Consider the following 25,410-nt stretch of genomic DNA (forward strand, 5'->3'; position numbering starts at 1 on the left):
AGTGTACATGTATGAAAAAAATATGCACAATAAGCGATAACATAGGTGGAAACATGAAAACGATTTATGATGTTCAACAACTATTAAAAAAATATGGTATTATTATCTATGTTGGTGATCGTTTAGCGGATTTGGAACTGATGGAAGAGGAAATTAAAGAGCTGTATCAATCACAATTGATTGATGTGAAAGAGTATCAAATGGCCATTTTGTTGCTGCGGCATGAAGCACAATTGGAACGTGAAAAAAGAGAGAGAAATAAAGGATGAAATGAATATGACAGAAAAATGGTTAGTTGGTGTTGATTTAGGCGGAACGACAATTAAGATGGCATTTGTGAATATGTATGGAGAAATAATACATAAATGGGAAATTAGTACTGACCATTCTGAACAAGGAAAAAACATTATAACCGATATTGCTAAATCGATTGATCAAAAGTTAGAAGAGCTTGGTCAGACAAAAAGCAAATTGCTCGGTATTGGGATGGGCGCGCCTGGGCCGGTGAACACGGTGACAGGGATGGTTTATCAAACGACGAATTTACCGTGGAAAGACTACCCACTTAAAGATTTGCTTGAAGTAGAAACGTCGCTTCCCGTTGTTGTCGACAACGATGCGAATATTGCCGCCATCGGCGAGATGTGGAAAGGTGCGGGAAACGAGGCGAAAGATTTAATTTGCGTGACGCTTGGCACCGGAGTAGGCGGTGGCATTATCGTCAATGGTCAAATCGTTCATGGAACAAACGGTGCCGGGGGAGAAATCGGGCACATTACTTCGATTCCAGAAGGTGGCGCCCCTTGCAATTGCGGCAAAACCGGATGTTTAGAAACGATTGCCTCAGCTACAGGGATTGTTAGAATTACGAAAGAAAAATTAGCAAACACGGAAACTGCAAGCATTTTAAGACAAATTTACGAAGAAACCGGAAAGATTACTGCGAAGGATGTATTTGATGCAGCTAAAGCAAACGATGCATTAGCATTAGAGATCATCGACTATGTCACTTTTCATCTTGGCCTAGCATTAGCCAATTTAGCGAACGGTGTCAATCCAGAAAAAATTGTTATCGGCGGCGGTGTGTCGAAGGCGGGAAACATGCTAGTCGAGAAAGTGCGCCACTATGTGAAGCGTTTTGCGTTCCCACGTGTCGCTGAGGGTGTTCACATTACAATCGCAACGTTAGGTAATGACGCAGGAGTGATCGGTGGAGCCTGGCTGGCAAAAAATAAATTTGTGAAGTAAATATGGCGGTAATAAAGGGGGTCAATATAATTTTTCTATTGACTCCTTTCTTTTTTGTAACTTTTTCTATTCTAATTCGTCTATAAAATGTGTACAACTTTAATATCTTTATGACATTACTATTCTAGCGTCCTATCTTTGAAAAAGAATTGCTTTTTTGTTAAAAAAGTATTAAGATTGATGTTGGTTACTTAAGTAAAAACCTATTTATGTAAAAATTTACCAAATAATTCCATTTGAGTGTCGTGGTGAATATGGCGCTTCTTGAATAAAGGAGGGTTTCAATAGAATGAAAAACCTATCTTTCACCAAATATCGTTTTGCATTAATTGCGACGATTTTACTTTGGATTAAAACGTATATTGTCTATAAGACTAGCTTTGATATAGAAATTGAGTCATGGAAGCAAGAGTTTATTTTGTTTATTAATCCGCTAAGTTTCTTGCTTTTCGTGTTTGGTTTTTCGTTCTTTATGAAGGAGAAAGCACGCAACCGTTATATTATTGTCACAAGTTTTCTTACATCGTTTGTACTATATGCGAACGTAATGTTTTATCGCTTCTTTAATGACTTTATCACGCTCCCTGTATTGTTCCAAACGAGCAATATGGGAGATTTGGGGAACAGTGTGTTTGAGCTTTTCCGCTTTACAGATTTAATGATGTTTGCAGATGTTGTGTTATTGATGTGGCTGGTTCGAAAAAAATCAGCGCTCGTCCATTTTGAACCTGTAACGAAAAAAGAACGACGCGCTTATTATTTTATCGTTGCTGCAATCGCATTATTCAACTTAGGTTTAGCGGAAACAGAGCGCCCTGAATTGTTAACGAGAACATTTGACCGTGAAATGCTGGTGAAAAACATCGGCACATACAACTATCACATTTACGATATTGTGCTTCAGTCAAAATCAAAAGCACAGCGGGCATTGGCAGACAGCAGTGAACTTGCTGATATCGAAAACTACATTCGTGCGAACGAGAAAGCTCCAGAGAAAGAGTTATTCGGTATCGCGAAAAATCGCAATGTTATTATCGTTTCCATGGAATCGCTGCAAAGTTTTGTCATTAACAATACAATTAATGGACAAGAAATTACGCCATTTTTAAACCAATTTATTAAACAAAGTTACTATTTTGATAATTTCTATCATCAAACAGGACAAGGAAAAACGTCCGATGCGGAGTTTTTAATTGAAAACTCATTATATCCGTTAGGACGAGGTGCGGTCTTCTTTACTCATGCGACAAATGAGTATAGGGCAACACCAGAAATTTTGAAAAAACATGGCTATTATTCAGCGGTATTCCATGCGAATAACAAGAGCTTCTGGAACCGCGACATTATGTATCAATCATTGGGGTATGACAAATATTTTGCCCAAGAATATTTTGATGTGAATGAGGAAAATTCTGTTGGTTGGGGATTAAAAGATAAGTATTTCTTTGAACAATCTATTCCGTATTTAAAAACGTTGCCTCAGCCGTTTTATACAAAATTCATTACGTTAACGAACCACTTCCCGTTTGAACTAGAGGAAGAAGATAAAATGGTTCCTGAATATACATCAAACAGCCGTACACTAAATCGTTACTTCCCAACGGTTCGCTATATGGACGAATCGTTAAAGGTGTTCATTGAAAGATTGAAAAAAGAAGGATTATATGAAAACTCCATTATTATTTTATATGGTGACCATTACGGAATTTCTGAAAACCATAATAAAGCAATGGCACAGTATTTAGGCAAGGAAGAAATTACACCGTTTGATCATGTGCAGTTGCAGCGAGTACCGCTTATTATTCATATTCCAGGTGTGACGGACAAACACCCGAAAGTAATTTCTAAAGTATCTGGTCAAGTTGATGTGAAACCAACGCTTCTTCACTTATTAGGTATCGATACAAAAGATGATATACACTTTGGACAGGATTTGTTTGCTAAAGATAAAATGGATTTTGCTGTATTGCGTGATGGTAGCTTTATCACCAAAGATTATGTCTTTAAAGAAAACATCTGTTATGATAAGAAAACAGGTTTAAAAACAGACGTTTCTCATTGTGAACCATACATGGAAAAAGCGAAACAAGAACTTGATTACTCAGATAAAATCATATACGGTGACTTGCTCCGTTTTTACGACAATAAAAACAAAAAGATAAAAGAAACAAAACAGTAAAGAGGGTCTGACCCACATAAGTGTCTGACCTCACGTGTATTTCACAATGTATAATGTCCTATATATTGTGTTGTGAGGTCTGACACTTTGCTTGAGGGTCGGCCTCTTTTTTGTTTTTGGCAAGGCGAAAGGATCTCTTACTGAGACAGTAAACGAATATTATGTCAATAAGTGGAGTTCATGTTTCAAAGCATTTTTTCATACGATGAAAATAAGGTAGAGAGGAGGAGAGCAGAGATTTGAAAATAACGGCATACTTGAAAGATACATTATCTATGTACAGCCAATGGTTTGCTGTTCCTTATGAGTTACTGGTTGACGCAAATCCACATCTATCATCAGAGCAATTGAAGCAGGGGGAAACTGTAAACATTCCCGGTTATCAAACGTTTAAACAGACCCTGCAAACTCCTGATACATTGGAAAATATCGCAAAATCGTTTTCGATGCCATTTGAAGTTTTTAAGAGAGCAAATCCACAGCTATCTGAAGACGGTATAATAGCTTGTCAACAGCTCAATATTCCGAAACGAATGGATCAACCGATTGTGAATGGGAAAAGAAACTATGATTTTGCGACGATGAAAGAGGAATTGGATAAGTTATATCAATATTATCCGTTCATAAAAATACGTACGATTGGAAAAAGTGTACTCGGCCTTCCTTTATACGAAATTAAAATCGGCAAAGGTGCAAAACAAGTCCATATGAACGGTTCATTTCATGCGAATGAATGGATTACAACGGCCATCATTATGATGTTTGTGAATGATTACTTGCTGGCGTTAACAAATGGTCATATGTTGAATGGGTATGATGTATTATCGTTTTATGATCGTATTACATTATCGATTGTGCCGATGGTCAATCCTGATGGCGTAAACCTTGTATTAAATGGGCCACCTGAGGAGGAACCTTATCGAGGTGAAGTGATTCGCATAAATAATGGCAGTCTTGATTTTTCGAACTGGAAAGCAAATATTCGCGGCATTGATTTAAATAATCAGTTTCCAGCCAAATGGGAAGTAGAAAAAGAACGCAAACTTCCAAAAGCACCAGCTCCGCGGGATTTTCCTGGCTTTGCGCCATTGACGGAACCGGAAACGATAGCGATGGCTCACCTGACAGAGGAAAGCTGTTTTTCCAAGATTTTAGCGTTTCACACGCAAGGAAAGGAAATTTATTGGGGATATGAGGGATTAGAACCTGCTGAATCTGAACAAACTGTCAATGAGTTTTCTAGAGTAAGTGGATATAAGGCAGTACGTTATATTGACAGCCATGCTGGATATCGCGATTGGTTCATTTATACGCAGAAAAGGCAAGGATATACGGTTGAATTAGGAGAAGGCGTCAATCCGCTGCCAATTGAGCAATTGGATGACATATACAAAGACAGTCTCGGCCTTTTTTTAGCGGCATTATATATGGATTGAGGAGAAAAGGGATTAGTTGTATAATCAAAATGACATCAACACGAAAAAGGAGTAAACGATATGGCAATTGTCGATGTGACCGTCATACCACTTGGAACAGCTTCTCCAAGCGTAAGCGAGTATGTCGCAGAAATTCAAAAAGTACTCAAAACCTATAAGGATCAAGGGAAAATTGACTTTATGCTCACGCCGATGAGCACGATTATTGAAGGGGAGCTTGCTGTTTTATTTGAAGTGATTCAAGCCATTCATGAAGTTCCGTTTTCAAAAGGAATCCATCGTGTAGCGACCAATATTCGCATTGATGACCGTCGTGATATTCAACGCCGTATGGCTGATAAAGTGGCGAGTGTAAAAACGAAACTGGAAGACAAATAAAACACGCCGTCATGACGAAGGCGTGTTTTTCAAAGCTAATATTAGTGAGCAACCGGATATCCGTGATGAAGAACGGTCATGATTGTAAACCAGCCGAATACCGCAGCTGTACCTAAGCCAAATAATAATCCGAGTATATTCTTTTCACGCAATGAACGAATGACTCCGTAAAGCGCTAGTAATGTCACTAATGAAAAAATGATCACTAAACCCATTATACTTACCCCCTTTTGTCGAAAATGCGCCAATATATGTAGGAAAAGATTGATTTCCTTTACATTGTAATCTTTTTTTCCTTATTTGTCGAGGTCAAAAATGTGGATATTTATATCATAAGCAGCTGCTACTTTTTTTATCAAATCTTCGTAAGTTTTGTCCATAAAATAAATGATTTCGTTATTGCAGTGCTCTTTTGCAATTAAGTATTCTTCGTATTGCAAAAGAGCCATAGCAATTTCTGTAGCATCTCCCTCTACGATTGAGAAGGCAATAACGGTTTCTTGATAAAGATAAGTACGACCTTGTTCAGATATAAACCCATAGTCATTAAATAAATCGGTTCGTTCGGGATTCTCTAATTCCAAAAGAGAATATGTTTCTATGTTCGAGGGAAGGAGTTGTATGGACGACTCGAAAATGAGCAATTCACCGTCTTTATCAACGATTCCGTTATCGAATTCAGCGGTAAAAAGATTTTTTATTGTCGCTTCTACTCCTAATCTTTTTTGCATTGTTTTTCTCCTCTTATGCAATTTGTCTTTTAGTTCCTATTTTACAAAAAATAGTGTTAATATAGAATGGTCTTTAAAAAATAAAATTTGGAGGGCATGTATATGAAGTGGGAACGAATTCCATTAGGGCCTTTGCAAACGAATGCATACATACTATCTCATTCAAATGGAACGTGTATTATTTTCGATCCAGGCAGCGAGGGAAAGAAATTAGTAGATTATATTGAAAAGCAAGGGTTAACACCGTTGGCGATTTTGTTGACACATGCTCATTTTGATCATATCGGAGCAGTTGATGATGTACGAAATAAATGGAATGTACCTCTTTATATTCATCAAAATGAACAAGATTGGCTCGGAAATCCGATGTTAAACGGCTCGTATTATTTTCTGGGGGAAGAAGTGCAAGTAAAAGAGGCACAGCATGTTTTAACACATGAGCAGAAGTTAGAAATCGGCGAATTTATTTTTCAAGTTTTGGAGACGCCAGGACATTCCCCAGGGAGTGTATCATATTATTGTGAAGAGGTAGAAGCGGTGTTTTCTGGAGATGCTTTATTTGCCGGAAGCATCGGACGTACGGATTTACCGGGAGGAAATCATACGCAGCTGCTTAGAAGTATTCACGATAAGCTGCTTTCACTTCCTGAAGAAACGATTGTTTTATCCGGTCACGGTCCGGAAACAACAATCGGTATGGAAATGGATACAAATCCGTTTTTACATGGCTTTGAATAAAAGAAAAAATCCCTTCTCCATCATCGAGAAGGGCTTTTTTTGGGGGATGTTCTATTCATATAATGGGAGGGGATATAGTTAAGCTACTATATTAAAAATATAATAAATTTATTACTATGTCAATAGTGAAAACATAAAAAAGGAGAGTTTTATGAAAAGTTTTATCCATGAAGCGATTGAGCGCTCAGAAGAGGGGAAAATTTCATATTCAGAATATATGCATTTAGCTTTATATGATCCGAAGCTCGGATACTATATGCGCGAAAAGGAAAAAATCGGTCGGTTTGGCGATTTTATAACAAGCAGCAATATTTCCGATGTGTTTGGACAATTGTTCGCTAAAATATTTATACAATTAGTGGAAACAGAAAATATTCCACCGTTGATTTGCGAAATTGGCGGGGGGAATGGCAGATTTGCTCGTGCGGTGTTACAAGAATGGCAAAAACGTTCACCTGATACATATGATCGTTTGACATATATGATGATTGAAACAAGCCCGTATCATCGAACAAAGCAAAAGGAAACATTGCATCATCTTTCTGAAAGCATTGTTTGGTATGAACGCATTGAACAATTTTATCAAGATGTTCCCCGATTTAGCGGAATTGTATTTAGTAATGAACTGTTTGATGCATTTCCTGTTCATGTCATTCAAAAAAAAGAGAACGGCCTTTATGAAATTTTTATCACATCAAGAGAGGGACAATTGGTTGAGACGATGGTGCCGCTTGAAAACGAGGAAATTATTGCTTATTTGCAAGAGAGAAACATTTCTTTAGTAGATGGACAGCGCTTTGAAGTTCCGCTTATGATGAAACAATTTATTCTTGAGATGGGCTCGCTTTTACAAAAAGGTGTCCTATTTACAGTTGATTACGGTTATACCGATGAAGAATGGCAGCTTCCTGCACGCCGTGAGGGAAGTTTGCGCGGGTACTATCAACATCAGCTTATAACGAATCCGCTTGTTTTTCCTGGTGAGATGGATTTAACGACTCATATCCAATGGGATGCTTTGCGAATGTATGGGGAAGAAGCTGGATGGAAGTTTGTCAAACTCATTCGCCAAGACCAATTTTTATTGGAGGCAGGAATTTTAGAGTATTTAATGGAACATTATGACCCAAATCCGTTTTCCGAACAAAGCAGGCAAAACCGAGCGATTCGTACATTACTTATGGACGGAGGAATAAGCACAGCTTTTCAAGTAATGATTCAACAAAAAAATGTTTTGATCCAATGGGACAACATGTTTAAAGAGCATCCCTTCGTTAGAAGATGAGGGGTATATAAAAAAGCGATGATAAAGCTCATCGCTTTTTATTCTCCTATTCCTGGAACCATCATAAATGTTGTCCAGTAAGTGAACCCTGCAAAGAAAATCGTTAAATATGCGCCAAAGATATAAATATACATTCTTTCTGTTAATTTTAAGTAGCTTAACAGTAAGAAGAAACCTGTTTGGCCAAAGAAAATTAAAGAAGTTGTATGCATGTGGCCGAGGTAGAACATTACTGCGAAAATCCCAGTCCAGAATGCTAATACGCGGAACATACGATCCATTATGTATCCCTCCTTTTTGAACAAATCCCTGACTCTACCTATTATAATGTACATTTCATGCTTGTGTAAATATCGCTTTCGATTTTGTGATAATGACTAAATAAGAACAGGCATCACAGCCGTTTGTCATGTTTTCCTCTTCAATTAACTCCACTTCTGTAAATAAAGTTTCTAGCATGCCACGCATGAAGGCGCTATGCATATGACAAACGGTTTCTGGCTGATGAAACGCAATCTCTTTAAATGGACAATTGTAAATTCGAAAATAAATTTTGTTTTCATTTTCATCAATATCAAAAGTTGGATGGAATCCTGCCGTTTCCGCTGCTTTTTTTAAAATGTCTATTTTTTGTGAAAATGATAATTGATTAATCGGTTGTTCATGGGTGAGATGGTTTTCAACTAATTCTTTACCGAAATGTTTTCCTGTTTCATATAAAGCTTGCTTTCCAACTTCACCAAGCTTTATCATCGCTTGAATCGCAACTTTCGAAAGAAGCTGGTAATCACGAAATGGAAAGTAAAGCTGAATGACATCGTCTGATAGGCGGTATAAGCGGCTAGGGCGCCCACCCTTTCCTGTTTTTTGGGTTTCCGAAACAAGCAGGTTAACATCTTCTAATTTTGTTAAATGCAGCCGGGCGACATTCGGATGAATATGGAAGGCATCAGCAATTTCCTGAACGGATACTTCACCGTGCTTTTTCGTAATGTATTGATAAATATAATATCGTGTTGGATCAGCTAATACACTAGTTATTTTTAGAGTTTGTTCCATTTTTTTCACTCCTAAGACTTTCCATGCTAAATCCATTATAATACAGCCATTTTTTCATTGGAATGGTATTTATAGTAGTTAACTGTAGGGTTAGTGAGAAATTCACAATTTATTCAAATAAAATAAAGCATGATTATGATGTGAAGTAATCGCTTATGTCCAATTAAAAAAACGATAAGCCTGCAAGAAAAATTTTATTGATGACAAAAGATTAAATATGATCATGAAAATTCTTGTGATTTTTTAGGAAAAAAAGAAGGAAAAACAAAAAGGATAGCGAATAATGTCTAATGAAACAATGAAAAGGAGGTGTAGAGCTGGTTACTAAAATCGTTGTCGTGTACTGACCGATGGAAGGAATGGTGCATGACTAGACTATCGCTAACAGCGAGCCACGGGTTGTCTTTCACAATAGGTGAATGACAAGGGAAATCCCTTCCTGATGGAACTCGGTGAGAATCCGAGCGGTAGGCAACGTTTTCCTGATTCCGTTGCGGTTTTAGATTTTTATAGATTTTAGTAATCAGGGAATACATGAATACAATTGAACAATTGGCTGATCGGTTGCTCACGGAAGCTTGTTCGCTGCGGGCATCAGATATTCATATTGTTCCGCGTAAACATGATGCCATCGTCCAGTTTCGCCTAGACGGAGTATTGATCGAGAAAGAGGTGATGATGAAAGAAACGTGTGAACGGTTAATTGCTCATTTTAAATTTTTAGCCGATATGGATATCGGTGAACGAAGACGCCCGCAAAATGGAGCGATGGAAATGGAAGTAGGCAGTACCATTATAAATCTACGGTTGTCCACCTTGCCGACGATTTATGAAGAAAGCCTCGTTATTCGTCTTCTTTTTCAAGATTCATTTCTCCCATTATCACATCTCTCTCTTTTCCCAAGTACGATAAAAAAATTAGTATCACTTTTGCAACATCCATATGGTTTGATCATTTTTACTGGTCCGACTGGCTCAGGGAAAACGACAACATTGTACACGCTATTAAATGTGTGTAAAAACAAATATAATCAAAACGTTATTACGCTTGAAGACCCGATTGAAAAGCGAACAGAAAATGTGTTGCAAGTACAGGTGAATGAAAAAGCTGGAATCACATATGCAACGGGATTAAAAGCGATTTTGCGTCACGACCCGGATATCATCATGGTTGGAGAAATTCGTGATGCCGAAACAGCGAGAATCGCGGTTCGAGCCGCACTTACAGGTCATTTAGTATTAACAACTTTGCATGCAAAAAATGCGGTTGGTGCGATTTATCGGCTGCTGGAATTTGATGTTTCCTTGCAGGAAATCGAACAGACGTTGCTGGCGGTTACTGCTCAGCGGCTTGTTGAATTACAGTGTCCGTTTTGCGGTGAGCAATGTTCCCCGATTTGTCGAAAACAAAGGAAAATTCGCCGCACTTGTGTATATGAATTGTTATATGGCGAAGCGCTCACAAAAGCGATTCAAGAAGCGCGGGGTGAAAAAGTCACCTATCGCTATCAAACGTTACAGGATGCTATTAAAAAAGGAATTGCCCTCGGATTTTTATCCCCTCGCTTGTTACAAGGTTGGATGTTAAAATGAGACGAAAGAAAAAATGGTCACTTGAGAAGCAGGGAACGTTTTTGCTTCGTCTAGGAAAACTCCTTGATAAAGGATATTCCCTAGCGCAAGCAATCGAGTTTCTTGGAATTCAACAATCGTCTGCGCAGAGAGAGGAGTTGCAGCAATGTCTTTTGCAGCTTCGTTCCGGCGTTCCTCTTCATGAAGCATTGCAAAAGATTTATTTTCCTGCAGAAACAATTGGATATTTATTTTTTGCAGAACAGCATGGTAATCTTGCCCAGGGCTTATGCGAAGCAGGGAATATGCTTTTGTTAAAAGCCCGTTACATCAACAGGCTAAAAAGGTTATCTAGTTATCCGTTATTTTTGTTGTTCTTTATGATAACGATGTTGATACTGATTCAACAAATATTGTTTCCACAATTTGCCCACCTTTCTTCTTCGTTTTATGCTGAGGGTTCCTTTCTCTCATCCTCTTTTACTCATGCCTTTTCGCTTCTTCCTAACGTGTTTATTTCATTTCTTTTGTTTGTTCTTTTTCTTATCATTTTGTACTTTATCGGATTTAAACGTTTACATCCTGCTACGCAAATGAAATGGTATTTAGCGATTCCTTTTGTGAGGCGCTTAGTTGTGTTATACCATTCACAGCTTTTTGCGTTCCAATTTAGCAACTTATTAAATGGCGGCCTTTCTGTATATGAAGCGTTGCAAGTGTTTGAAAAGCAAACGAGTTTGCCAATTTTGCAGTTTGAAGCTGATAGGATGAAGAAACAGCTTGCCAAAGGAGAAAAGCTCGATTGTATTATTCAATCGAGAAAATATTATGAAAAAGAATTGGCGCTTGTCATCCGTCACGGGCAATCAAACGGAGAATTGGACAAGGAATTGTTGCACTATAGCCAATTCGTCTTACAGCGCATCGAAGAGACATTAGAAAGATGGCTTCGCGTTATTCAGCCGCTGCTCTTTTCTCTTATTGGTTTGCTTGTTGTATTGATGTATTTAGCGATTTTATTGCCGATGTTTCAAGTCATTAACCATTTATAGCGATAAGGAGGTTAAAAATCATGAAACAAAAAGGATTTACATTAATTGAAATGTTAATTGTCCTCATGATTATTTCCATTTTGATTCTCATTACCATCCCGAACGTAACAAAGCACAATAGCGTTATCAACAACAAAGGATGTGAGGCGCTGATTAAAATGGTACAGGCTCAGGTAAAAGCTTATGAAATGGAGAATGGAACAATACCGACAATCCAAGAGTTAATTGATCAAAAATATATCAAATCAAATAAATGCCCAAATGGAAATACGTTGCAGATTAATAGCAGTGGAGAAGTAAGTGAAAACGATGCGTAAAGAGAGCGGTTTTACGTTAATCGAAATGTTAATTGTGTTTACCATCATTAGCGTATTAATCATGTTAAGCGTTCCAAAAATGGATCATCTGGTTGAAAAAAAGCAAATCGACTATTTTATTGAGCAGTTTAAGGATGATATGTTGTATGCACAACAATATGCAATGACGCATAAGTCATCTGTTGTCATTGTTTTTTATCATCAACAACCAGTGTACCGAATGATGGAAGGGAGTGTTTTCGGACGGATTCTCCTTCAGCGCTCCTATTCAGTCAATCTGCAAATTCAGCCAGTTACTCTTCAATCACCGTTAATCTTTTTTCCAAATGGAAATGTCAACAAATCCGGAACGATTTTAGTTACTTATGGTAAACAAACTTACAAAATCGTCTTTTTGCTTGGGAAAGGTCGGTTTTATGTGCAAAAATTGTAACGGATTTACACTGATTGAGATGCTTGTTTCATTAGGAATTTGGCTTTTGGTAGCGACGATATTGCTTCCTTCATTTATCCAAATATCATTAGAACGAAAAAATGAAGAATTGAAAAGTATAGCTCAACAAATTTTAAATGAAGAATTGCGTATGTATGATTTAACAACGTTACACGATAAAACGATTCGACGCAACGATGTTCTTTATACGATCCGTTGGGAGTTTACAGAAAACGGAACCATGAAAGCATGCATTCGTTGGCAAGACTATACAAAGCGCGCCGTTGAAAGGTGTGGATACACGAAAAAATGAATAAACCGAACAGTGGATTTACGTTAGTCGAGATGCTTATTACGTTATCGGGCCTTTTCATCATCGTATCGTTCATGCCGATGTTATTGAACATTCAATGGATAAAGGAACATCAATCAGAACGTTTTAGCCGTCTGGAATGGCAAGTATTTGCGCGGCAAATCACGTCTGAAGTAAGGGAAGCAAGAGAAATGGAAATTAAGCAGTCAACCCTATATTTGTACAAGTTTAATGGTGAAAAAGTTAGCTTTGAAAAATACGGAAATTTGATTCGAAGGAGAGTAAATGGACAAGGACATGAAATTTCACTTCAATATATTTCCGGTGTTCAATATAAACTGGAACATGATGGACTTCGCATTAAAGTGATGACAGAGCAAGGAAAGGAATATGAAATGTTTATTATGACATTTTTTCAACCAAAGGAGAAAGTATCATGAACAACGAAAAAGGATTTGTCCTTCCTGTCACAATGATCTTTTCCTTCTTTCTTTTGTTATTGTTTGTTCATGTGATTGAGCTGTATAAAATGGAAATAGAGTTTGCCCATCATGAACAACAAATGTATGAACTAGATTGGCTTATGCAAATGGCAGTGACTGATATAAAAAACAAACTCAGTAATCTTTCTGACACAGTTACTGTCTTAGATGAGACTGTGGTATATCCAACCGGAAAAGCGCATTATCAGCTTAATCGGCTCAGTCAAGAACTAGTCAATGTTCATGTTTTATGTATTTCAAATAACGAGTTGGAATATAAAGCTGAGTTTACCTTATCTGTCCCAGGCATGGAACTGATAGAGTGGAAAGAAAAATATTAAACACCTGTTCTCAAAAGATAAGAAATATGATAAGGTGACAAAAAACGGAGTTAAATAAAGAGGAGAGCAAAGATGAAAGCCATTTTCTTAACAGGATTTATGGGAGCAGGAAAGACGTCGGTTGGCAAACAGCTTGGAAAGCGTTTAGGTCTTTTGGTTGTTGATACTGACAAAATGATTGAACAAAAAGTGGGAAAGTCCGTTAATGAGATTTTTGCTAAAGAAGGAGAAAGCGCATTTCGAAAATACGAAAGGGAACTGTTAAGGACACTTCCGCTTAAAAACATTGTTATAACAACTGGCGGAGGAATGGTCATTCAAAAGGAAAATCGCGATTGGATGAAAAAGCATGGTATCGTCATTTATTTACATTGTGAACCGGAAGAAATTTTACGAAGGCTTGCTAGTGACGAGACACGTCCATTATTAAAACAACCTAATAAACAAGAACAAATCAAAAGATTGTTGACAGAACGCTTACCTTATTATCAAGAAGCGCATTTTATGATTCATACAACGAACAAGACAATTGAAGAAATTGTTGACGATATTGTTGCCATGCTTAAACAGCACAAGTAATGGCCATACTGTATGATAAAAACAGGTGGTGACCATGCTTGTCAACGAATGATTATGTGAAATTTGTGACGCAGCAGTTCGTCACTTATATGGAACAGCCGAAAGAAGAAAGAAGAAAAAAAAGAGAACAACGAAAGCAAGAAAAGCTACCATTCTTAAATCGCTGGTTTGGCATTTTGCCATTTGGCTTGCTGTTATTGTTTAGACGAAAACGATGAGGCTGTCTCATAAGGGGCTGACTTTCTTGAACGATTGGGCGTTCTTGAGGTCTGCCCCTTTGCGTGTAAAAGAGCCTCGATATTTAACTTACATTTGGACGCGGCTGTAAATAAAACAAACCACCATTTATAATCGAAACGTGGATGCGCGGTTTATATTGCTCTTCTAATGCTTCTTTCTCTATATAATAACATTCTGGTCTTTCATCGATCTCTTCGTAAAAGTGGTCAAGCAGTTCTATATCTTCCTGCCATCTTTTTAACGCTTCATCTGCCCAAGAGTGATCGTCTTGTTGAATCATGTTTTTAATGTACTGTTCTAACCGAACAATTCCGCTTTGTGGTTTTATGAGCGGTGTGATTGTAAAACAATAATCCGGTATTTTAGGAGTTAGTTCGAGTTGTTCTAACCGATCTTGAAATTGTTCGACAATCGCTCCATTTATTAGGTGAAGCCCAAGTGATAAAAGAAAATCGCGTTTACGGTCACATTGGTAGGAAACTTTTACATTCAGACCAAGCCAGGGATGAAGCGGAACGAATTGTTGTTCTGAAGGTTGGATGTTTTCATAAAGGCGAATATAGCTGCCTCTTTTTTGTGCTGATTGAAAAATTTGATGCAGTCGCGGTGACCCGAAGTGAAGGCGTTCACCTTTGAGTTTTTCTGTTTCTTTCGTTTGTTTTGTAATGAATGTCAGTGTCATTGGGGCAGGAGTGCCGCCCGTTTTTTCGATATAATGCCAATAAAACGGGCGATTCATTAATTCTTTATCCATATCAATGGTTAATTCAGTAATCAAATAGCCATCACCATTTTCGGCAATTTCACATTGATTGGCGCGGAAATATCTTTCAAGAAAATGATGAATTTCATGTTGCTGCATATGTCGTCCCACCTTTATTTAAGTTGTCGGCAAAATCAATCATCGCCGTTAAATTTTCCATTTTGATTCTCATTTCTCCTTCGCTTCTGGAGTTGAAGAAGATATCATGCAAATAGTCTTCAAAATTATGAAGTTCCACTTTTGTCAGAATATCATCCAACTCCCCAATAACCCGTTCAAACAAATGAATTTTTTCATAGAGAAGCTTTAAAATATGCTCTTCGACAGTATCTTTTACAGCGAAATTGTAAATATAAACATCGTTTGTTTGCCCGAGACGATGGACGCGGCCAATGCGCTGTTCAAGACGCATCGGATTCCAAGGAAGATCATAGTTAATCACATGATGGCAAAATTGCAAATTGATTCCTTCGCCACCTGCTTCTGTAGCAATTAATACTTGCATTTTATTTTTAAACAGCTCTTTCATCCAATCTTTTTTTCCGCGCTTAAAGCCGCCTCGGAATGGGACAGACGAAATGCCGTGCTGTTTTAAAAACCATTGCAAATATAATTGTGTTGCACGATATTCCGTAAAAATAATCACCTTATCGTTGATGGATTGAATCAGTTCTAACGCTTTTTCGGCTTTTGAGTTTTTCGTTACCATGTTGATTTTCTCGATTAATTCATTAAAGTAAGGAGGAGTTTCTCCTTCGTGTTTTTTAAGCATATTTTTCAAAGTGACAAATAAAGCTTCACGGCTGCTACATACTTCACGGAGCATTGTAATGAGCGAAAATGGACTTCCCGCAGAAATGTTTTTCAGGGATTGAACCGCATTGTATAGTTCTCTTTCTTCTTTTGAAAATTCAATGATCATTGTTTCAACGTTCCGCTTCGACCACTCGATACCGGTATCCGTCCGGCGGTTACGAATCATTACTTTATTGACAAGCGATTTTAAATGCTCGTCTGCGTGTAAAGATCGTGTTTTTCCGTATTTTTCAGTAAAGTATGCAGCGTTCCCTAAGTGTCCCGGCTTTAAAAGAGAAACGAGATGAAAAATTTCTTCAATACGGTTTTGAATCGGTGTTGCTGTTAGCAGCAAGCAAAATTTCTTTTTCAGATTTTGCACGAACTCGTAGTTTTTTGTCTTATTGTTTTTTAGTTTGTGCGCCTCATCGATAATAATCATGTCATAGTTCTGTTCATAAATGATTTCCTTGTGCGGGCTTTTTTTCGCTGTGTCAATCGAAGAAACGACGACATCGCACTGTTCCCAAACATAACTCTTTTTTTGCTGAACAGCAGGGATAAAAAATTTTTCGTTAAGCTCCGTTACCCATTGTGATACTAAAGAAGCTGGAACGAGAATCAATACTTTTTTCACAAGGCCGCGAATCATATACTCTTTTAAAATAAGCCCTGCTTCAATCGTCTTCCCAAGCCCTACTTCATCCGCTAAGATTGCTTTTCCGTTCATTTTTTCAACGACTTGTTTGGCGACCTCAAGCTGATGAGGTAGAGGTGTCAAATGCGGCAAATGGTTCGGTGCCTGCAGCCCGTAAAAGTCAGGAATGCTTAAACGGTGGGCAACTTCTAAAGAAAGTTGATACAAATCCCAGCTTGACCAAGGCCCATCTTGTTCAAGTCGTTCAAGAAATCCTTCTTTCCAAGTGGAGTCAAATTCAATCTCAACCTTCATTCTCATCATTCCTTTATATATTTTTTCCGAACGATAAATACATCGAATATCATATATGTACGAAAATAATTTAACAAAATAAATAAAAATGACGTAAAAGTTCGGTTATTTTTCGTTTTTTTAACTGGAAAATCGTATTTTTTGTTGCTCTAAAAGGTCGATTAATGGTAGTATAATAATAAATTAGAAAGTTAAAAAAATTGTCGCATTGTCTGTGTTGTTTTAATAGTTTGACCATTTTTTTGAAAATTATATATGTGCGAATGAGAACAAGGGGAGAGACTACGTTTTTGTAGCGCCGAAGGAGCAAGCGGAATACGTGAATCTCTCAGGCAAAAAGACTCTTGTTTGACGCAACTCTGGAGAGTGTTCACATATGTGAACCACCCAAGAGGAAACCTATTGCTTAATAGGGAAACTTTCAGGTGCCAGGACAGAGACCTTCATATATTCATGATGGGGGTAATCTGTCCTTTTTTATTGAAAGTTTTGCTTATTTGAAATCTAATAATCGAAAAAGGACAACAAGCGACATACGCAAAAGGGGGAAGCATATGACACAGCTGAAACGTACACCACTTTTCTCCGTATATGCTGAATACGGAGCGAAAACGATTGATTTTGGTGGTTGGGAATTACCAGTTCAGTTTTCAAGTATTAAAGAAGAACACGAAGCGGTTCGCACCCGCGCAGGTTTATTTGATGTGTCACATATGGGAGAAATTGAGGTAAAAGGGAAAGAAAGTCTTGCTTTCCTGCAAAAAGTGATGACGAATGATGTTGCAAAATTAACAGACGGCCGTGCTCAATATAGTCTAATGTGCTATGAAAACGGCGGCACAGTCGATGATTTATTAATTTATAAAAAAGCAGATGATCATTACCTTCTTGTTGTCAACGCAGCAAATACAGATAAAGATTTTGATTGGCTTAAAGAACATCTGTTTGGTGATGTGGAGGTAACGAATATTTCTGAGCAAATCGCTCAGCTTGCTTTGCAAGGACCGCTTGCGGAAAAAGTGCTGCAAAAATTAACGGAAACGGATTTATCAGAAATTAAATTTTTTGGATTTAAAGATGATGTAGACCTCCAAGGTGTAAAAGCGCTTGTATCCCGCACTGGTTATACGGGAGAAGATGGTTTTGAAATTTATTGCCGTGCAGAAGATGCGGTGACGCTTTGGCATGCCATTTTAGAAGCCGGAAAAGAAGAGGGCGTGCTTCCGTGTGGTCTCGGTGCACGTGATACGCTTCGTTTTGAAGCGACGCTCCCTCTTTATGGTCAAGAACTTTCCAAAGATATTACACCGCTTGAAGCAGGCTTAGGATTTGCGGTCAAAACGAATAAAGAAGTCGATTTTATCGGCAAAGAAGTACTGAAAAAACAGAAAGAAGAAGGGACTTTACGTAAGCTTGTTGGCATTGAAATGATTGATAAGGGCATTCCGCGTCACGGTTATCAAGTATTTGCAGGTGAAGAAGAAATTGGTTTTGTCACAACAGGAACACAATCGCCTACATTGAAGAAAAATATCGGTTTAGCCTTGATTAAAACAGAATTTGCAAGCCTTGATACAGAAGTATACGTGGAAGTTCGCGGCAAACGTCTAAAAGCAAAAGTGGTAGCCACCCCATTTTACAAACGCGCGAAATAAATGAAAAAGGAGAGAAACTGCCATGCTTCATCGTTATTTGCCGATGACGGAAGAAGATAAACAAGAAATGCTGAAAGCGATTGGCGTTGAATCGATTGATGAACTGTTTTCTGATATTCCAGAAAGCGTTCGTTTTAAAGGTGAATATAACATTAAAAAAGCAAAATCTGAGCCAGAATTAATGAAGGAATTAACAGAGCTTGCGGCAAAAAACGCAGATATTAAACGTTACACGTCATTCCTTGGCGCTGGTGTATATGACCATTACATTCCGGTCATCGTTGACCATGTCATTTCTCGTTCGGAATTTTATACAGCCTATACTCCATACCAGCCGGAAATTTCTCAAGGTGAATTGCAAGCGATTTTTGAATTCCAAACGATGATTTGTGAATTAACGGGAATGGATGTTGCAAACTCTTCGATGTATGACGGTGGTACAGCACTTGCAGAAGCGGCTATGTTAAGTGCAGCTCATACAAAAAATAAAAAAGTGCTTGTATCAAAAGCGGTTCACCCTGAATATCGTGATGTGTTGAAAACATATGCGAAGGGACCGGGGATCGAGATTGTTGAAATTCCGTTTAAAAACGGTGTTACAGATCTGGAAGCGTTAAAAGCGGAAATGAACGAGCAAGTCGCTTGCGTCATTGTGCAATATCCAAACTTTTTCGGACAAATCGAACCGCTGAAAGACATTGAGACAATTGCACATACAGGTAAAAGTATGTTCGTTGTCGCGAGCAATCCGCTGGCACTTGGCATATTAACACCGCCTGGCCAATTTGGTGCGGACATTGTTGTCGGTGATGCTCAAGCCTTCGGTATCCCAACGCAATTTGGCGGACCGCATTGCGGTTATTTTGCGGTAAAATCGGCGCTAATGAGAAAAATACCGGGCCGTCTTATTGGACAAACGACAGACGAAGAAGGACGTCGCGGCTTCGTGTTAACGCTTCAAGCGCGTGAGCAGCATATCCGCCGCGATAAAGCGACATCAAATATTTGTTCGAACCAAGCCTTAAACGCCTTAGCGGCTTCTGTTGCCATGACAGCGCTTGGCAAAAAGGGTGTAAAAGAAATGGCGACGATGAACATTCAAAAAGCGCTTTACGCGAAAAAGGCATTCGTTGAAAACGGTTTTGAAGTGCCGTTTACGGGTCCGTTCTTTAACGAATTTGTCGTGAAGCTCAATAAGCCGATAAAAGAAGTAAACAAACAATTGCTTGAAAAAGGCATTATTGGCGGCTATGACTTAGGGCGTGATTATCCAGAGCTTGAAAATCATATGCTTGTTGCTGTAACAGAGTTGCGTACAAAAGAAGAAATCGACATGCTTGTCAAAGAATTGGGGGATAGCCATGCATAAAGATCAACCGCTTATTTTTGAAATCAGTAAACCAGGCCGTATCGGTTACAGTCTGCCAGAGCTTGACGTTCCTGCAGTCAATGTCGAAGAAGTAATTCCAGCCGATTATATTCGCATACAAGAGCCGGAACTTCCGGAAGTGTCTGAGCTTGATATTATGCGCCATTATACAGCTCTTTCTAAGCGAAACCATGGTGTGGACTCTGGATTTTATCCGCTTGGCTCTTGCACAATGAAGTACAATCCAAAAATGAACGAAAATGTCGCCCGACTTTCCGGATTTGCGCATATTCATCCGCTTCAACCGGAAGAGACGGTACAGGGCGCGCTCGAATTAATGTATGATTTACAAGAACACTTAAAAGAAATTACTGGCATGGACGCGGTGACATTACAGCCTGCTGCGGGTGCGCACGGCGAGTGGACAGGTTTGATGATGATTCGCGCATATCATGAAGCAAATGGTGATTACAAGCGTACAAAAGTCATCGTTCCAGATTCGGCGCACGGCACAAACCCAGCTTCGGCAACAGTGGCTGGTTTTGAAACAGTTACCGTTAAATCTAATGAAAATGGTTTAGTCGATTTAGAAGACTTAAAACGAGTAGTAGGACCAGATACGGCAGCATTAATGTTAACCAATCCAAATACGCTCGGCCTTTTTGAAGAAAACATTTTAGAAATGGCGAGCATCGTTCACGAAGCCGGTGGTAAGCTATATTATGACGGAGCAAACTTAAACGCGGTATTAAGCAAAGCAAGGCCAGGAGATATGGGCTTTGATGTTGTGCATTTAAACCTTCATAAAACATTTACCGGTCCTCACGGCGGCGGCGGTCCAGGCTCTGGTCCGGTCGGTGTGAAAGCGGATTTAATTCCGTTCTTACCAAAACCAGTCGTTTCTAAAGGGGAAAACGGTTATTATCTTGATTATGACCGACCGCAATCCATCGGCCGCGTGAAACCGTTCTATGGCAACTTTGGTATTAACGTTCGCGCTTACACATACATTCGTTCAATGGGGCCAGATGGCTTAAAAGCAGTTACAGAATATGCAGTATTAAATGCGAACTACATGATGCGCCGCTTAGCGGAATATTATGATTTGCCGTATGACCGTCATTGTAAACACGAATTCGTTTTATCGGGCAAACGACAAAAGAAATTAGGTGTGCGCACGCTTGATATCGCGAAACGTCTCTTAGATTTCGGTTATCATCCGCCAACGATTTACTTCCCGTTAATCGTTGAAGAGTGTATGATGATTGAACCGACTGAGACGGAATCAAAAGAAACGCTTGATGCCTTTATCGATGCAATGATTCAAATTGCGAAAGAAGCGGAAGAAAACCCGGAAATGGTTCAAGAAGCACCACATACAACGGTTGTCAAACGTTTAGACGAAACAACGGCGGCACGTAAACCAATTTTGCGTTACCAAAAACAATAATGGACGAAAAAAAGTGATTCGCCCCATTTTGGGTGAATCACTTTTTTCGCACTTTTAAGTTTCATTATAAGAACCATATGATCAGTTATTATTGTTTGACCATTTCATCTAATAGCAGAATTAGTATATGATCAATATGGGCGAAAAATAAGGAGGCTGACCTTAAAGCAAAGTGTCAGTCCCCACAACCATATATAGTACATAACGGTTAGATGAGAACACTATATATGATGAATTTCACGTGAAGTTAGACAACTTTGGAATAGCCCCTTTATTTTTTCGTTTTCACTTTTCCTGTCCATTGTTTGAAGCCGCCTTTTAGATGGTAAAGGTCTCGATAACCTTTACGGTAAAGCATTTGTGCGGCACGGCCGCTGCGAAGTCCGCTTTGGCAATATAAATAAATCGGCTGGTCAGGACGAAGCTCTTTCATGCGCATGCGCAATTGTGTAAGCGGAATGTTGCGCGCTCCTAAAATATGACCTGCCGCATATTCTTCTGGTTCGCGAACGTCAATGAGCTGAGCTTTACGATAGCCGGCCCGGAATTCTTCTTGAGTAAGCGTTTTCACTATTTTTCGTTGCATCAAATACGTGAAGACTGAATAAGCGATAATTGCTCCAAGGACAATTAATGCGATTTCCACGACTTGAGCCCCCTTCTCTCTCTTTATTTCGACAATTTCTATTATATAAGTGTTGTAAATGAGAAGCAAAGAGTTTTCCATTAAACTATTTTGTTTGTTAAACTAGTAAAGGCAAATATAATAAAGAAAAGCGGAGGCGAGCGCCTAACCGCGACCAGCATTTCAAAGTCGTCGAGGAGGCTATTGCCGCCGCAGTGGGGATTTGAAATGTTTCGAGCGGTTGCGAGCCGAGCTAGACAAAAAAGAAAAGTAAAGAGGGTTGAAAGATGGGAAAAGAAATCTGGCGTTTTATCGATTCGGGTAATTGTTCACCCGCGTTTAATATGGCATTAGACGAGGCGTTGCTTGAGTGGCATAGCGAGGGGAAGATTCCGCCGACCATTCGTTTTTATGGTTGGAATCCACCAACGTTATCAATAGGATATTTCCAAAAGGTCGAAAAAGAAATTGATATGGAGGCTGTAAGAAAACATGGGCTTGGGTTTGTGAGACGCCCGACAGGTGGACGTGGTGTGCTTCATGACAAAGAGTTAACGTATAGTGTCATCGTATCTGAGGAACATCCGGACATGCCAAAAACAGTAACGGAAGCGTACCGCGTTATTTCACAAGGAATTTTAGAAGGATTTAAATTACTAGGACTCGATGCTTATTTTGCGGTGCCGAAAACGGAAGAAGAAAAAGCGGATTTAAGAAATCCGCGCTCAGCCGTTTGCTTTGATGCCCCTTCTTGGTATGAGCTTGTTGTCGAAGGAAGAAAAGTAGCGGGAAGTGCGCAAACGCGGCAAAAAGGGGTCATTTTGCAACACGGTTCTATTTTGCTCGACCTTGATGAAGACTTGCTGTTTAGCTTGTTTAAATATCCAAATGAGCGCGTCAAAGAGCGTTTGCAGCGCAATTTTAAAAATAAAGCGGTTGCGATTAACGAGCTAACTGACCGTAAAATAACGGTGGAAGAGGCGAAAGAAGCATTTTATAAAGGATTTGAGAAAGGGCTTAATATCGTTTTAGAACCGTATACATTATCAAGTGAAGAACTTGAGTATGTGAATGAAATTGCCAGAACAAAATACGAAACAGATGAATGGAATTTTAGAAGATAAAAAGGCTGGCTCGCAAGGGTCTGACTCCCTCTAGCGATTATAGGAATGGTTTCTATTAGATTGACTCTATACATTGTATTGGAGGGGGCTGATCATTTGAATCAGCCTCTTTTATATAGGTATTTTGTCATTCCATCTTTATAGCAACCCCGAAAATTCTCCATTTCTCTTTAAATTGGGGGAGATTCTGACTTATAACTCCCTTTTTCTCCATTTTCTACTCTTTTTTTTATTTGACAAAATCGTAATTATCTGACCAAAAACACAATATGTAGTATGGGTAATACGGGAAATAATACTATATATTGATTTTTTTAGTTGCTTTTTTTTGTTGCGATATGGTAATTTAATCTAGACAGAATTCGAAAGACGAGAAAGATTTGAAAGAAGAGGAGATGTTGGAGAATGACGGTTGCGTCTTCGGAAAAAATGAAAATTAATATCGAAAAACTGAACGAGGATATTCGCCTTTTCCCACAAGTACATCCGATTACAGGGGATATGAAAATTACGTATAAAGGCGTTTCTCGTTTAGTGATGCTGGATCGTTATTCATTTAAAGATACGGAGAAGTTGACGTTAGGTGTCGGCGATTTTGTCGTTTTAACCGTAAAAGAAGACCCAAAGTTTCCAGCACGTGGACTTGGATATATTATCGACATTGATTGGGAAAATAAAAAAGCAAAGGTACTAGTAGAAGAAGAGTATCGAAACGTGCTCGAAGGAGAAGAAGCAGAAACCGGAGTTGTAGTCCGTTCGCTTGATGTAATTGAAAAGCCGCTTGAAGTGTTTTATGAACAAATTGCCAAACGAAACGCAACCGGTTTAGCGGCTGTCGAGAAAACCGAAGAAAAACGAAAAGAATGGTTTGAAAAGTTTTATCAAGAGTTAGTGAGTTTGAATTTCGTGCCGGCTGGACGTGTGTTGTATGGTGCTGGTTCAGATACGGATGTGACCTATTTTAACTGTTATGTCATGCCGTTTGTGAAAGATTCCCGCGAAGGAATTTCCGAGCACCGGAAACAAGTGATGGAGATTATGAGCCGCGGTGGTGGTGTGGGCACGAACGGTTCAACATTGCGCCCTCGCAACACATTAGCGCGCGGAGTAAACGGAAAATCGTCCGGATCGGTCTCATGGCTTGATGACATCGCGAAATTAACCCATCTTGTTGAGCAAGGTGGCTCCCGTTAAAGTAGCGCCAATCGGCGGGAGTAAAATCTCGTGAATTGCTGGGACGCCCTAAAGCCAACTTGACCACAACGTAGCTGGCAACGGCAAGCGTGACGGTTTAAAAACAAGTTGGATAGAGCATGGGCTATCAGCAGCCAAGCATCTCTGGAAACGGAGATGAAGGTTCAGAGACTATCGAAACTTCCTAAGACATTCAGTTATGGAAGGAGTAGACTAAACGTGCGGTAACGCTCGTTTAGGGCACGAGACAAAGAGGAGCACCCTCTTTGATGAAATAGTCCGATCTCTAGTGAAAACTAGAGAGCTAGGCAGAAATGACCTAGCCCACTCGAGTAACGAGTGAGTAACAAACAGCGTGGCGCTCAAATGATTATGTTAGCCGACTGGCATCCGGACATTATTGAATTCATTATTTCAAAAATGCAAAATCCACGCATTTTGCGTTATTTGATTGAAAATATGGAAGATGAAGGCATTAAAAAAGCGGCGCAAGATAAATTGAAATTTACGCCGTTAACCGAGCAAGAACGCGCGATGTACCAAGCGATTGTCAATTATAAAAACGTGCCGGGCTACGGCGGTTTCAACGAGAAAATTATTAAAGAAGCCGAAGAAAAATTGCGCACAGGCGGCACATACAGTGTGCATAACCCAGACTTTTTAACGGGAGCGAACATTTCCGTCTGCTTGACGAAAGAGTTTATGCAAGCAGTTGAAGAAGACGGAGAGTATGAATTGCGCTTCCCGGATATTGAAACGTATTCGGAAGAAGAAATGCGTATTTACAATGAGAAATGGCATGAAGTTGGCGATGTGCGAGAATGGGAGAAAATGGGCTATCGTGTTCGTGTGTACCGCAAAATTCGTGCGCGTGAGCTTTGGAAATTGATTAACATTTGCGCGACATATTCAGCGGAGCCGGGCATTTTCTTCATCGACAACGCCAACGATATGACAAACGCAAGAGCGTACGGACAAAAGGTGGTTGCGACAAATCCGTGTGGTGAATGATTTGCCTCACGTTAAAAACTGCGGAATGAAGCAGGAACCCTGAGATGGGAACCTGAACCGAAGGCTGAGCCTAAAAACTCAGTCAGGGG

General features: G+C 39.2%; 27 protein-coding genes, 2 pseudogenes and 1 riboswitch. Of the genes and pseudogenes, 22 read left to right on the plus strand and 7 right to left on the minus strand.

Translation table 11 applies throughout. From position 1 onward, the window contains the following. Positions 1-53: 53 nt before the first annotated feature. The 5 genes from HNQ85_RS00775 (at position 54) to HNQ85_RS00795 (ending at position 5,241) form a co-directional block, all read left to right on the plus strand. Complete coding sequence (locus HNQ85_RS00775; protein WP_181535264.1) at positions 54-269, plus strand: YqgQ family protein; 216 nt, start codon at positions 54-56, stop codon at positions 267-269. Positions 270-276: 7 nt separating this feature from the next. Then, positions 277-1,248 carry an ROK family glucokinase gene (locus tag HNQ85_RS00780; RefSeq protein ID WP_181535266.1) on the plus strand — a complete coding sequence of 324 codons (972 nt, stop codon included), beginning with the start codon at positions 277-279 and terminating at the stop codon, positions 1,246-1,248. Between the two features lie 289 nt (positions 1,249-1,537). Then, positions 1,538-3,427 carry an LTA synthase family protein gene (locus HNQ85_RS00785; RefSeq protein ID WP_181535268.1) on the plus strand — a complete coding sequence of 630 codons (1,890 nt, stop codon included), beginning with the start codon at positions 1,538-1,540 and terminating at the stop codon, positions 3,425-3,427. Positions 3,428-3,666: 239 nt separating this feature from the next. Beyond that, complete coding sequence (locus HNQ85_RS00790) at positions 3,667-4,863, plus strand: M14 family metallopeptidase (RefSeq protein WP_409994104.1); 1,197 nt, start codon at positions 3,667-3,669, stop codon at positions 4,861-4,863. Between the two features lie 60 nt (positions 4,864-4,923). Continuing rightward, on the plus strand, positions 4,924-5,241 hold the full coding sequence (locus HNQ85_RS00795; protein WP_181535270.1) for an MTH1187 family thiamine-binding protein: 318 nt from the start codon (positions 4,924-4,926) through the stop codon (positions 5,239-5,241). A 41-nt stretch (positions 5,242-5,282) separates the two neighbouring features. On the opposite strand, the gene HNQ85_RS00800 is transcribed toward HNQ85_RS00795, so the two are convergent. Both HNQ85_RS00800 and HNQ85_RS00805 read right to left on the minus strand, forming a co-directional pair. Further along, a complete protein-coding gene (locus HNQ85_RS00800; protein ID WP_181535272.1) occupies positions 5,283-5,456 on the minus strand; it encodes a DUF2759 domain-containing protein in 174 nt (57 codons plus the stop codon). Between the two features lie 81 nt (positions 5,457-5,537). Further along, on the minus strand, positions 5,538-5,972 hold the full coding sequence (locus tag HNQ85_RS00805) for a hypothetical protein (protein ID WP_181535274.1): 435 nt from the start codon (positions 5,970-5,972) through the stop codon (positions 5,538-5,540). 102 nt (positions 5,973-6,074) lie between these two features. Between HNQ85_RS00805 and HNQ85_RS00810 the strand changes: the two genes are divergently transcribed. Together HNQ85_RS00810 and HNQ85_RS00815 are read left to right on the plus strand one after the other, a co-directional pair. Continuing rightward, on the plus strand, positions 6,075-6,710 hold the full coding sequence (locus HNQ85_RS00810) for an MBL fold metallo-hydrolase (RefSeq protein WP_181535276.1): 636 nt from the start codon (positions 6,075-6,077) through the stop codon (positions 6,708-6,710). Positions 6,711-6,861: 151 nt separating this feature from the next. Continuing rightward, positions 6,862-7,995 (plus strand): class I SAM-dependent methyltransferase, encoded by a 1,134-nt coding sequence (locus HNQ85_RS00815; RefSeq protein WP_181535279.1) that lies wholly within the window; start codon positions 6,862-6,864, stop codon positions 7,993-7,995. A gap of 38 nt (positions 7,996-8,033) precedes the next feature. Here the strand turns inward: HNQ85_RS00815 and HNQ85_RS00820 are convergent, their stop codons facing one another. Together HNQ85_RS00820 and HNQ85_RS00825 are read right to left on the minus strand one after the other, a co-directional pair. After that, positions 8,034-8,276, minus strand: coding sequence for a DUF2626 domain-containing protein (locus HNQ85_RS00820; RefSeq protein WP_181535281.1), 243 nt, complete (start codon positions 8,274-8,276; stop codon positions 8,034-8,036). 55 nt (positions 8,277-8,331) lie between these two features. Next, on the minus strand, positions 8,332-9,054 hold the full coding sequence (locus HNQ85_RS00825; RefSeq protein WP_181535283.1) for a helix-turn-helix transcriptional regulator: 723 nt from the start codon (positions 9,052-9,054) through the stop codon (positions 8,332-8,334). 534 nt (positions 9,055-9,588) lie between these two features. On the opposite strand from HNQ85_RS00825, the gene comGA reads away from it, so the two are divergent. From comGA to HNQ85_RS00870, 9 genes are all read left to right on the plus strand, one after another. After that, positions 9,589-10,647 carry a competence type IV pilus ATPase ComGA gene (gene comGA / locus HNQ85_RS00830; RefSeq protein WP_181535285.1) on the plus strand — a complete coding sequence of 353 codons (1,059 nt, stop codon included), beginning with the start codon at positions 9,589-9,591 and terminating at the stop codon, positions 10,645-10,647. Beyond that, positions 10,644-11,678 (plus strand): competence type IV pilus assembly protein ComGB, encoded by a 1,035-nt coding sequence (gene comGB, locus HNQ85_RS00835; protein WP_181535287.1) that lies wholly within the window; start codon positions 10,644-10,646, stop codon positions 11,676-11,678. The genes comGA and comGB overlap by 4 nt, the downstream gene beginning before the upstream one ends. Before the next feature lie 20 nt (positions 11,679-11,698). After that, positions 11,699-11,995 (plus strand): competence type IV pilus major pilin ComGC, encoded by a 297-nt coding sequence (gene comGC, locus HNQ85_RS00840; protein WP_181535289.1) that lies wholly within the window; start codon positions 11,699-11,701, stop codon positions 11,993-11,995. Beyond that, the gene (gene comGD / locus HNQ85_RS00845; protein ID WP_181536468.1) at positions 11,988-12,428 is read left to right on the plus strand and encodes a competence type IV pilus minor pilin ComGD; all 441 of its coding nucleotides are present in this window, start codon (positions 11,988-11,990) and stop codon (positions 12,426-12,428) included. Before comGC ends, comGD begins: the two co-directional genes overlap by 8 nt. Next, the gene (comGE, locus tag HNQ85_RS00850) at positions 12,412-12,741 is read left to right on the plus strand and encodes a competence type IV pilus minor pilin ComGE (RefSeq protein WP_181535291.1); all 330 of its coding nucleotides are present in this window, start codon (positions 12,412-12,414) and stop codon (positions 12,739-12,741) included. Before comGD ends, comGE begins: the two co-directional genes overlap by 17 nt. Further along, positions 12,738-13,181, plus strand: coding sequence for a competence type IV pilus minor pilin ComGF (gene comGF / locus HNQ85_RS00855; RefSeq protein ID WP_181535293.1), 444 nt, complete (start codon positions 12,738-12,740; stop codon positions 13,179-13,181). Before comGE ends, comGF begins: the two co-directional genes overlap by 4 nt. Then, a complete protein-coding gene (gene comGG, locus HNQ85_RS00860; RefSeq protein WP_181535295.1) occupies positions 13,178-13,564 on the plus strand; it encodes a competence type IV pilus minor pilin ComGG in 387 nt (128 codons plus the stop codon). The genes comGF and comGG overlap by 4 nt, the downstream gene beginning before the upstream one ends. Positions 13,565-13,636: 72 nt before the next feature. After that, the gene (locus tag HNQ85_RS00865; RefSeq protein WP_181535297.1) at positions 13,637-14,143 is read left to right on the plus strand and encodes a shikimate kinase; all 507 of its coding nucleotides are present in this window, start codon (positions 13,637-13,639) and stop codon (positions 14,141-14,143) included. A 38-nt stretch (positions 14,144-14,181) separates the two neighbouring features. Then, positions 14,182-14,361: a YqzE family protein gene (locus HNQ85_RS00870; RefSeq protein WP_181535299.1), complete on the plus strand. Its 180-nt coding sequence runs from the start codon at positions 14,182-14,184 to the stop codon at positions 14,359-14,361. Between the two features lie 83 nt (positions 14,362-14,444). Here the strand turns inward: HNQ85_RS00870 and HNQ85_RS00875 are convergent, their stop codons facing one another. Together HNQ85_RS00875 and HNQ85_RS00880 are read right to left on the minus strand one after the other, a co-directional pair. After that, complete coding sequence (locus HNQ85_RS00875; protein WP_181535301.1) at positions 14,445-15,245, minus strand: YqhG family protein; 801 nt, start codon at positions 15,243-15,245, stop codon at positions 14,445-14,447. Further along, positions 15,232-16,893 carry a DEAD/DEAH box helicase gene (locus HNQ85_RS00880; RefSeq protein WP_181535303.1) on the minus strand — a complete coding sequence of 554 codons (1,662 nt, stop codon included), beginning with the start codon at positions 16,891-16,893 and terminating at the stop codon, positions 15,232-15,234. The genes HNQ85_RS00875 and HNQ85_RS00880 overlap by 14 nt, the downstream gene beginning before the upstream one ends. 263 nt (positions 16,894-17,156) lie before the next feature. Further along, positions 17,157-17,247: riboswitch (glycine riboswitch) on the plus strand. Between the two features lie 200 nt (positions 17,248-17,447). Between HNQ85_RS00880 and gcvT the strand changes: the two genes are divergently transcribed. The 3 genes from gcvT to gcvPB are packed head-to-tail and all read left to right on the plus strand — an operon-like array spanning position 17,448 to position 21,367. Beyond that, positions 17,448-18,548 (plus strand): glycine cleavage system aminomethyltransferase GcvT, encoded by a 1,101-nt coding sequence (gcvT, locus tag HNQ85_RS00885; protein WP_181535305.1) that lies wholly within the window; start codon positions 17,448-17,450, stop codon positions 18,546-18,548. Positions 18,549-18,570: 22 nt separating this feature from the next. Continuing rightward, positions 18,571-19,917: an aminomethyl-transferring glycine dehydrogenase subunit GcvPA gene (gcvPA, locus tag HNQ85_RS00890; RefSeq protein ID WP_181535307.1), complete on the plus strand. Its 1,347-nt coding sequence runs from the start codon at positions 18,571-18,573 to the stop codon at positions 19,915-19,917. Beyond that, positions 19,910-21,367, plus strand: a complete 1,458-nt coding sequence (gene gcvPB, locus HNQ85_RS00895; RefSeq protein ID WP_181535309.1) for an aminomethyl-transferring glycine dehydrogenase subunit GcvPB — start codon at positions 19,910-19,912, stop codon at positions 21,365-21,367. The genes gcvPA and gcvPB overlap by 8 nt, the downstream gene beginning before the upstream one ends. A gap of 271 nt (positions 21,368-21,638) precedes the next feature. Here the strand turns inward: gcvPB and HNQ85_RS00900 are convergent, their stop codons facing one another. Further along, complete coding sequence (locus tag HNQ85_RS00900) at positions 21,639-22,013, minus strand: rhodanese-like domain-containing protein (protein ID WP_181535311.1); 375 nt, start codon at positions 22,011-22,013, stop codon at positions 21,639-21,641. Between the two features lie 266 nt (positions 22,014-22,279). On the opposite strand from HNQ85_RS00900, the gene HNQ85_RS00905 reads away from it, so the two are divergent. The 3 genes and pseudogenes from HNQ85_RS00905 to HNQ85_RS00915 all read left to right on the plus strand — a co-directional run. Then, positions 22,280-23,116: a lipoate--protein ligase family protein gene (locus HNQ85_RS00905; RefSeq protein WP_181535313.1), complete on the plus strand. Its 837-nt coding sequence runs from the start codon at positions 22,280-22,282 to the stop codon at positions 23,114-23,116. Between the two features lie 405 nt (positions 23,117-23,521). Beyond that, positions 23,522-24,307 (plus strand): annotated as a pseudogene (locus tag HNQ85_RS00910) (ribonucleotide reductase N-terminal alpha domain-containing protein); the annotation flags it as partial. Between the two features lie 354 nt (positions 24,308-24,661). Further along, positions 24,662-25,318: pseudogene (locus HNQ85_RS00915) on the plus strand (vitamin B12-dependent ribonucleotide reductase); the annotation flags it as partial. Positions 25,319-25,410 lie beyond the last annotated feature (92 nt).

Origin of the sequence: [Anoxybacillus] calidus (genome assembly GCF_013760845.1) — a bacterium.
In the GTDB taxonomy this organism is placed as follows: Bacteria; Bacillota; Bacilli; order Bacillales; family Anoxybacillaceae; genus Paranoxybacillus; species Paranoxybacillus calidus.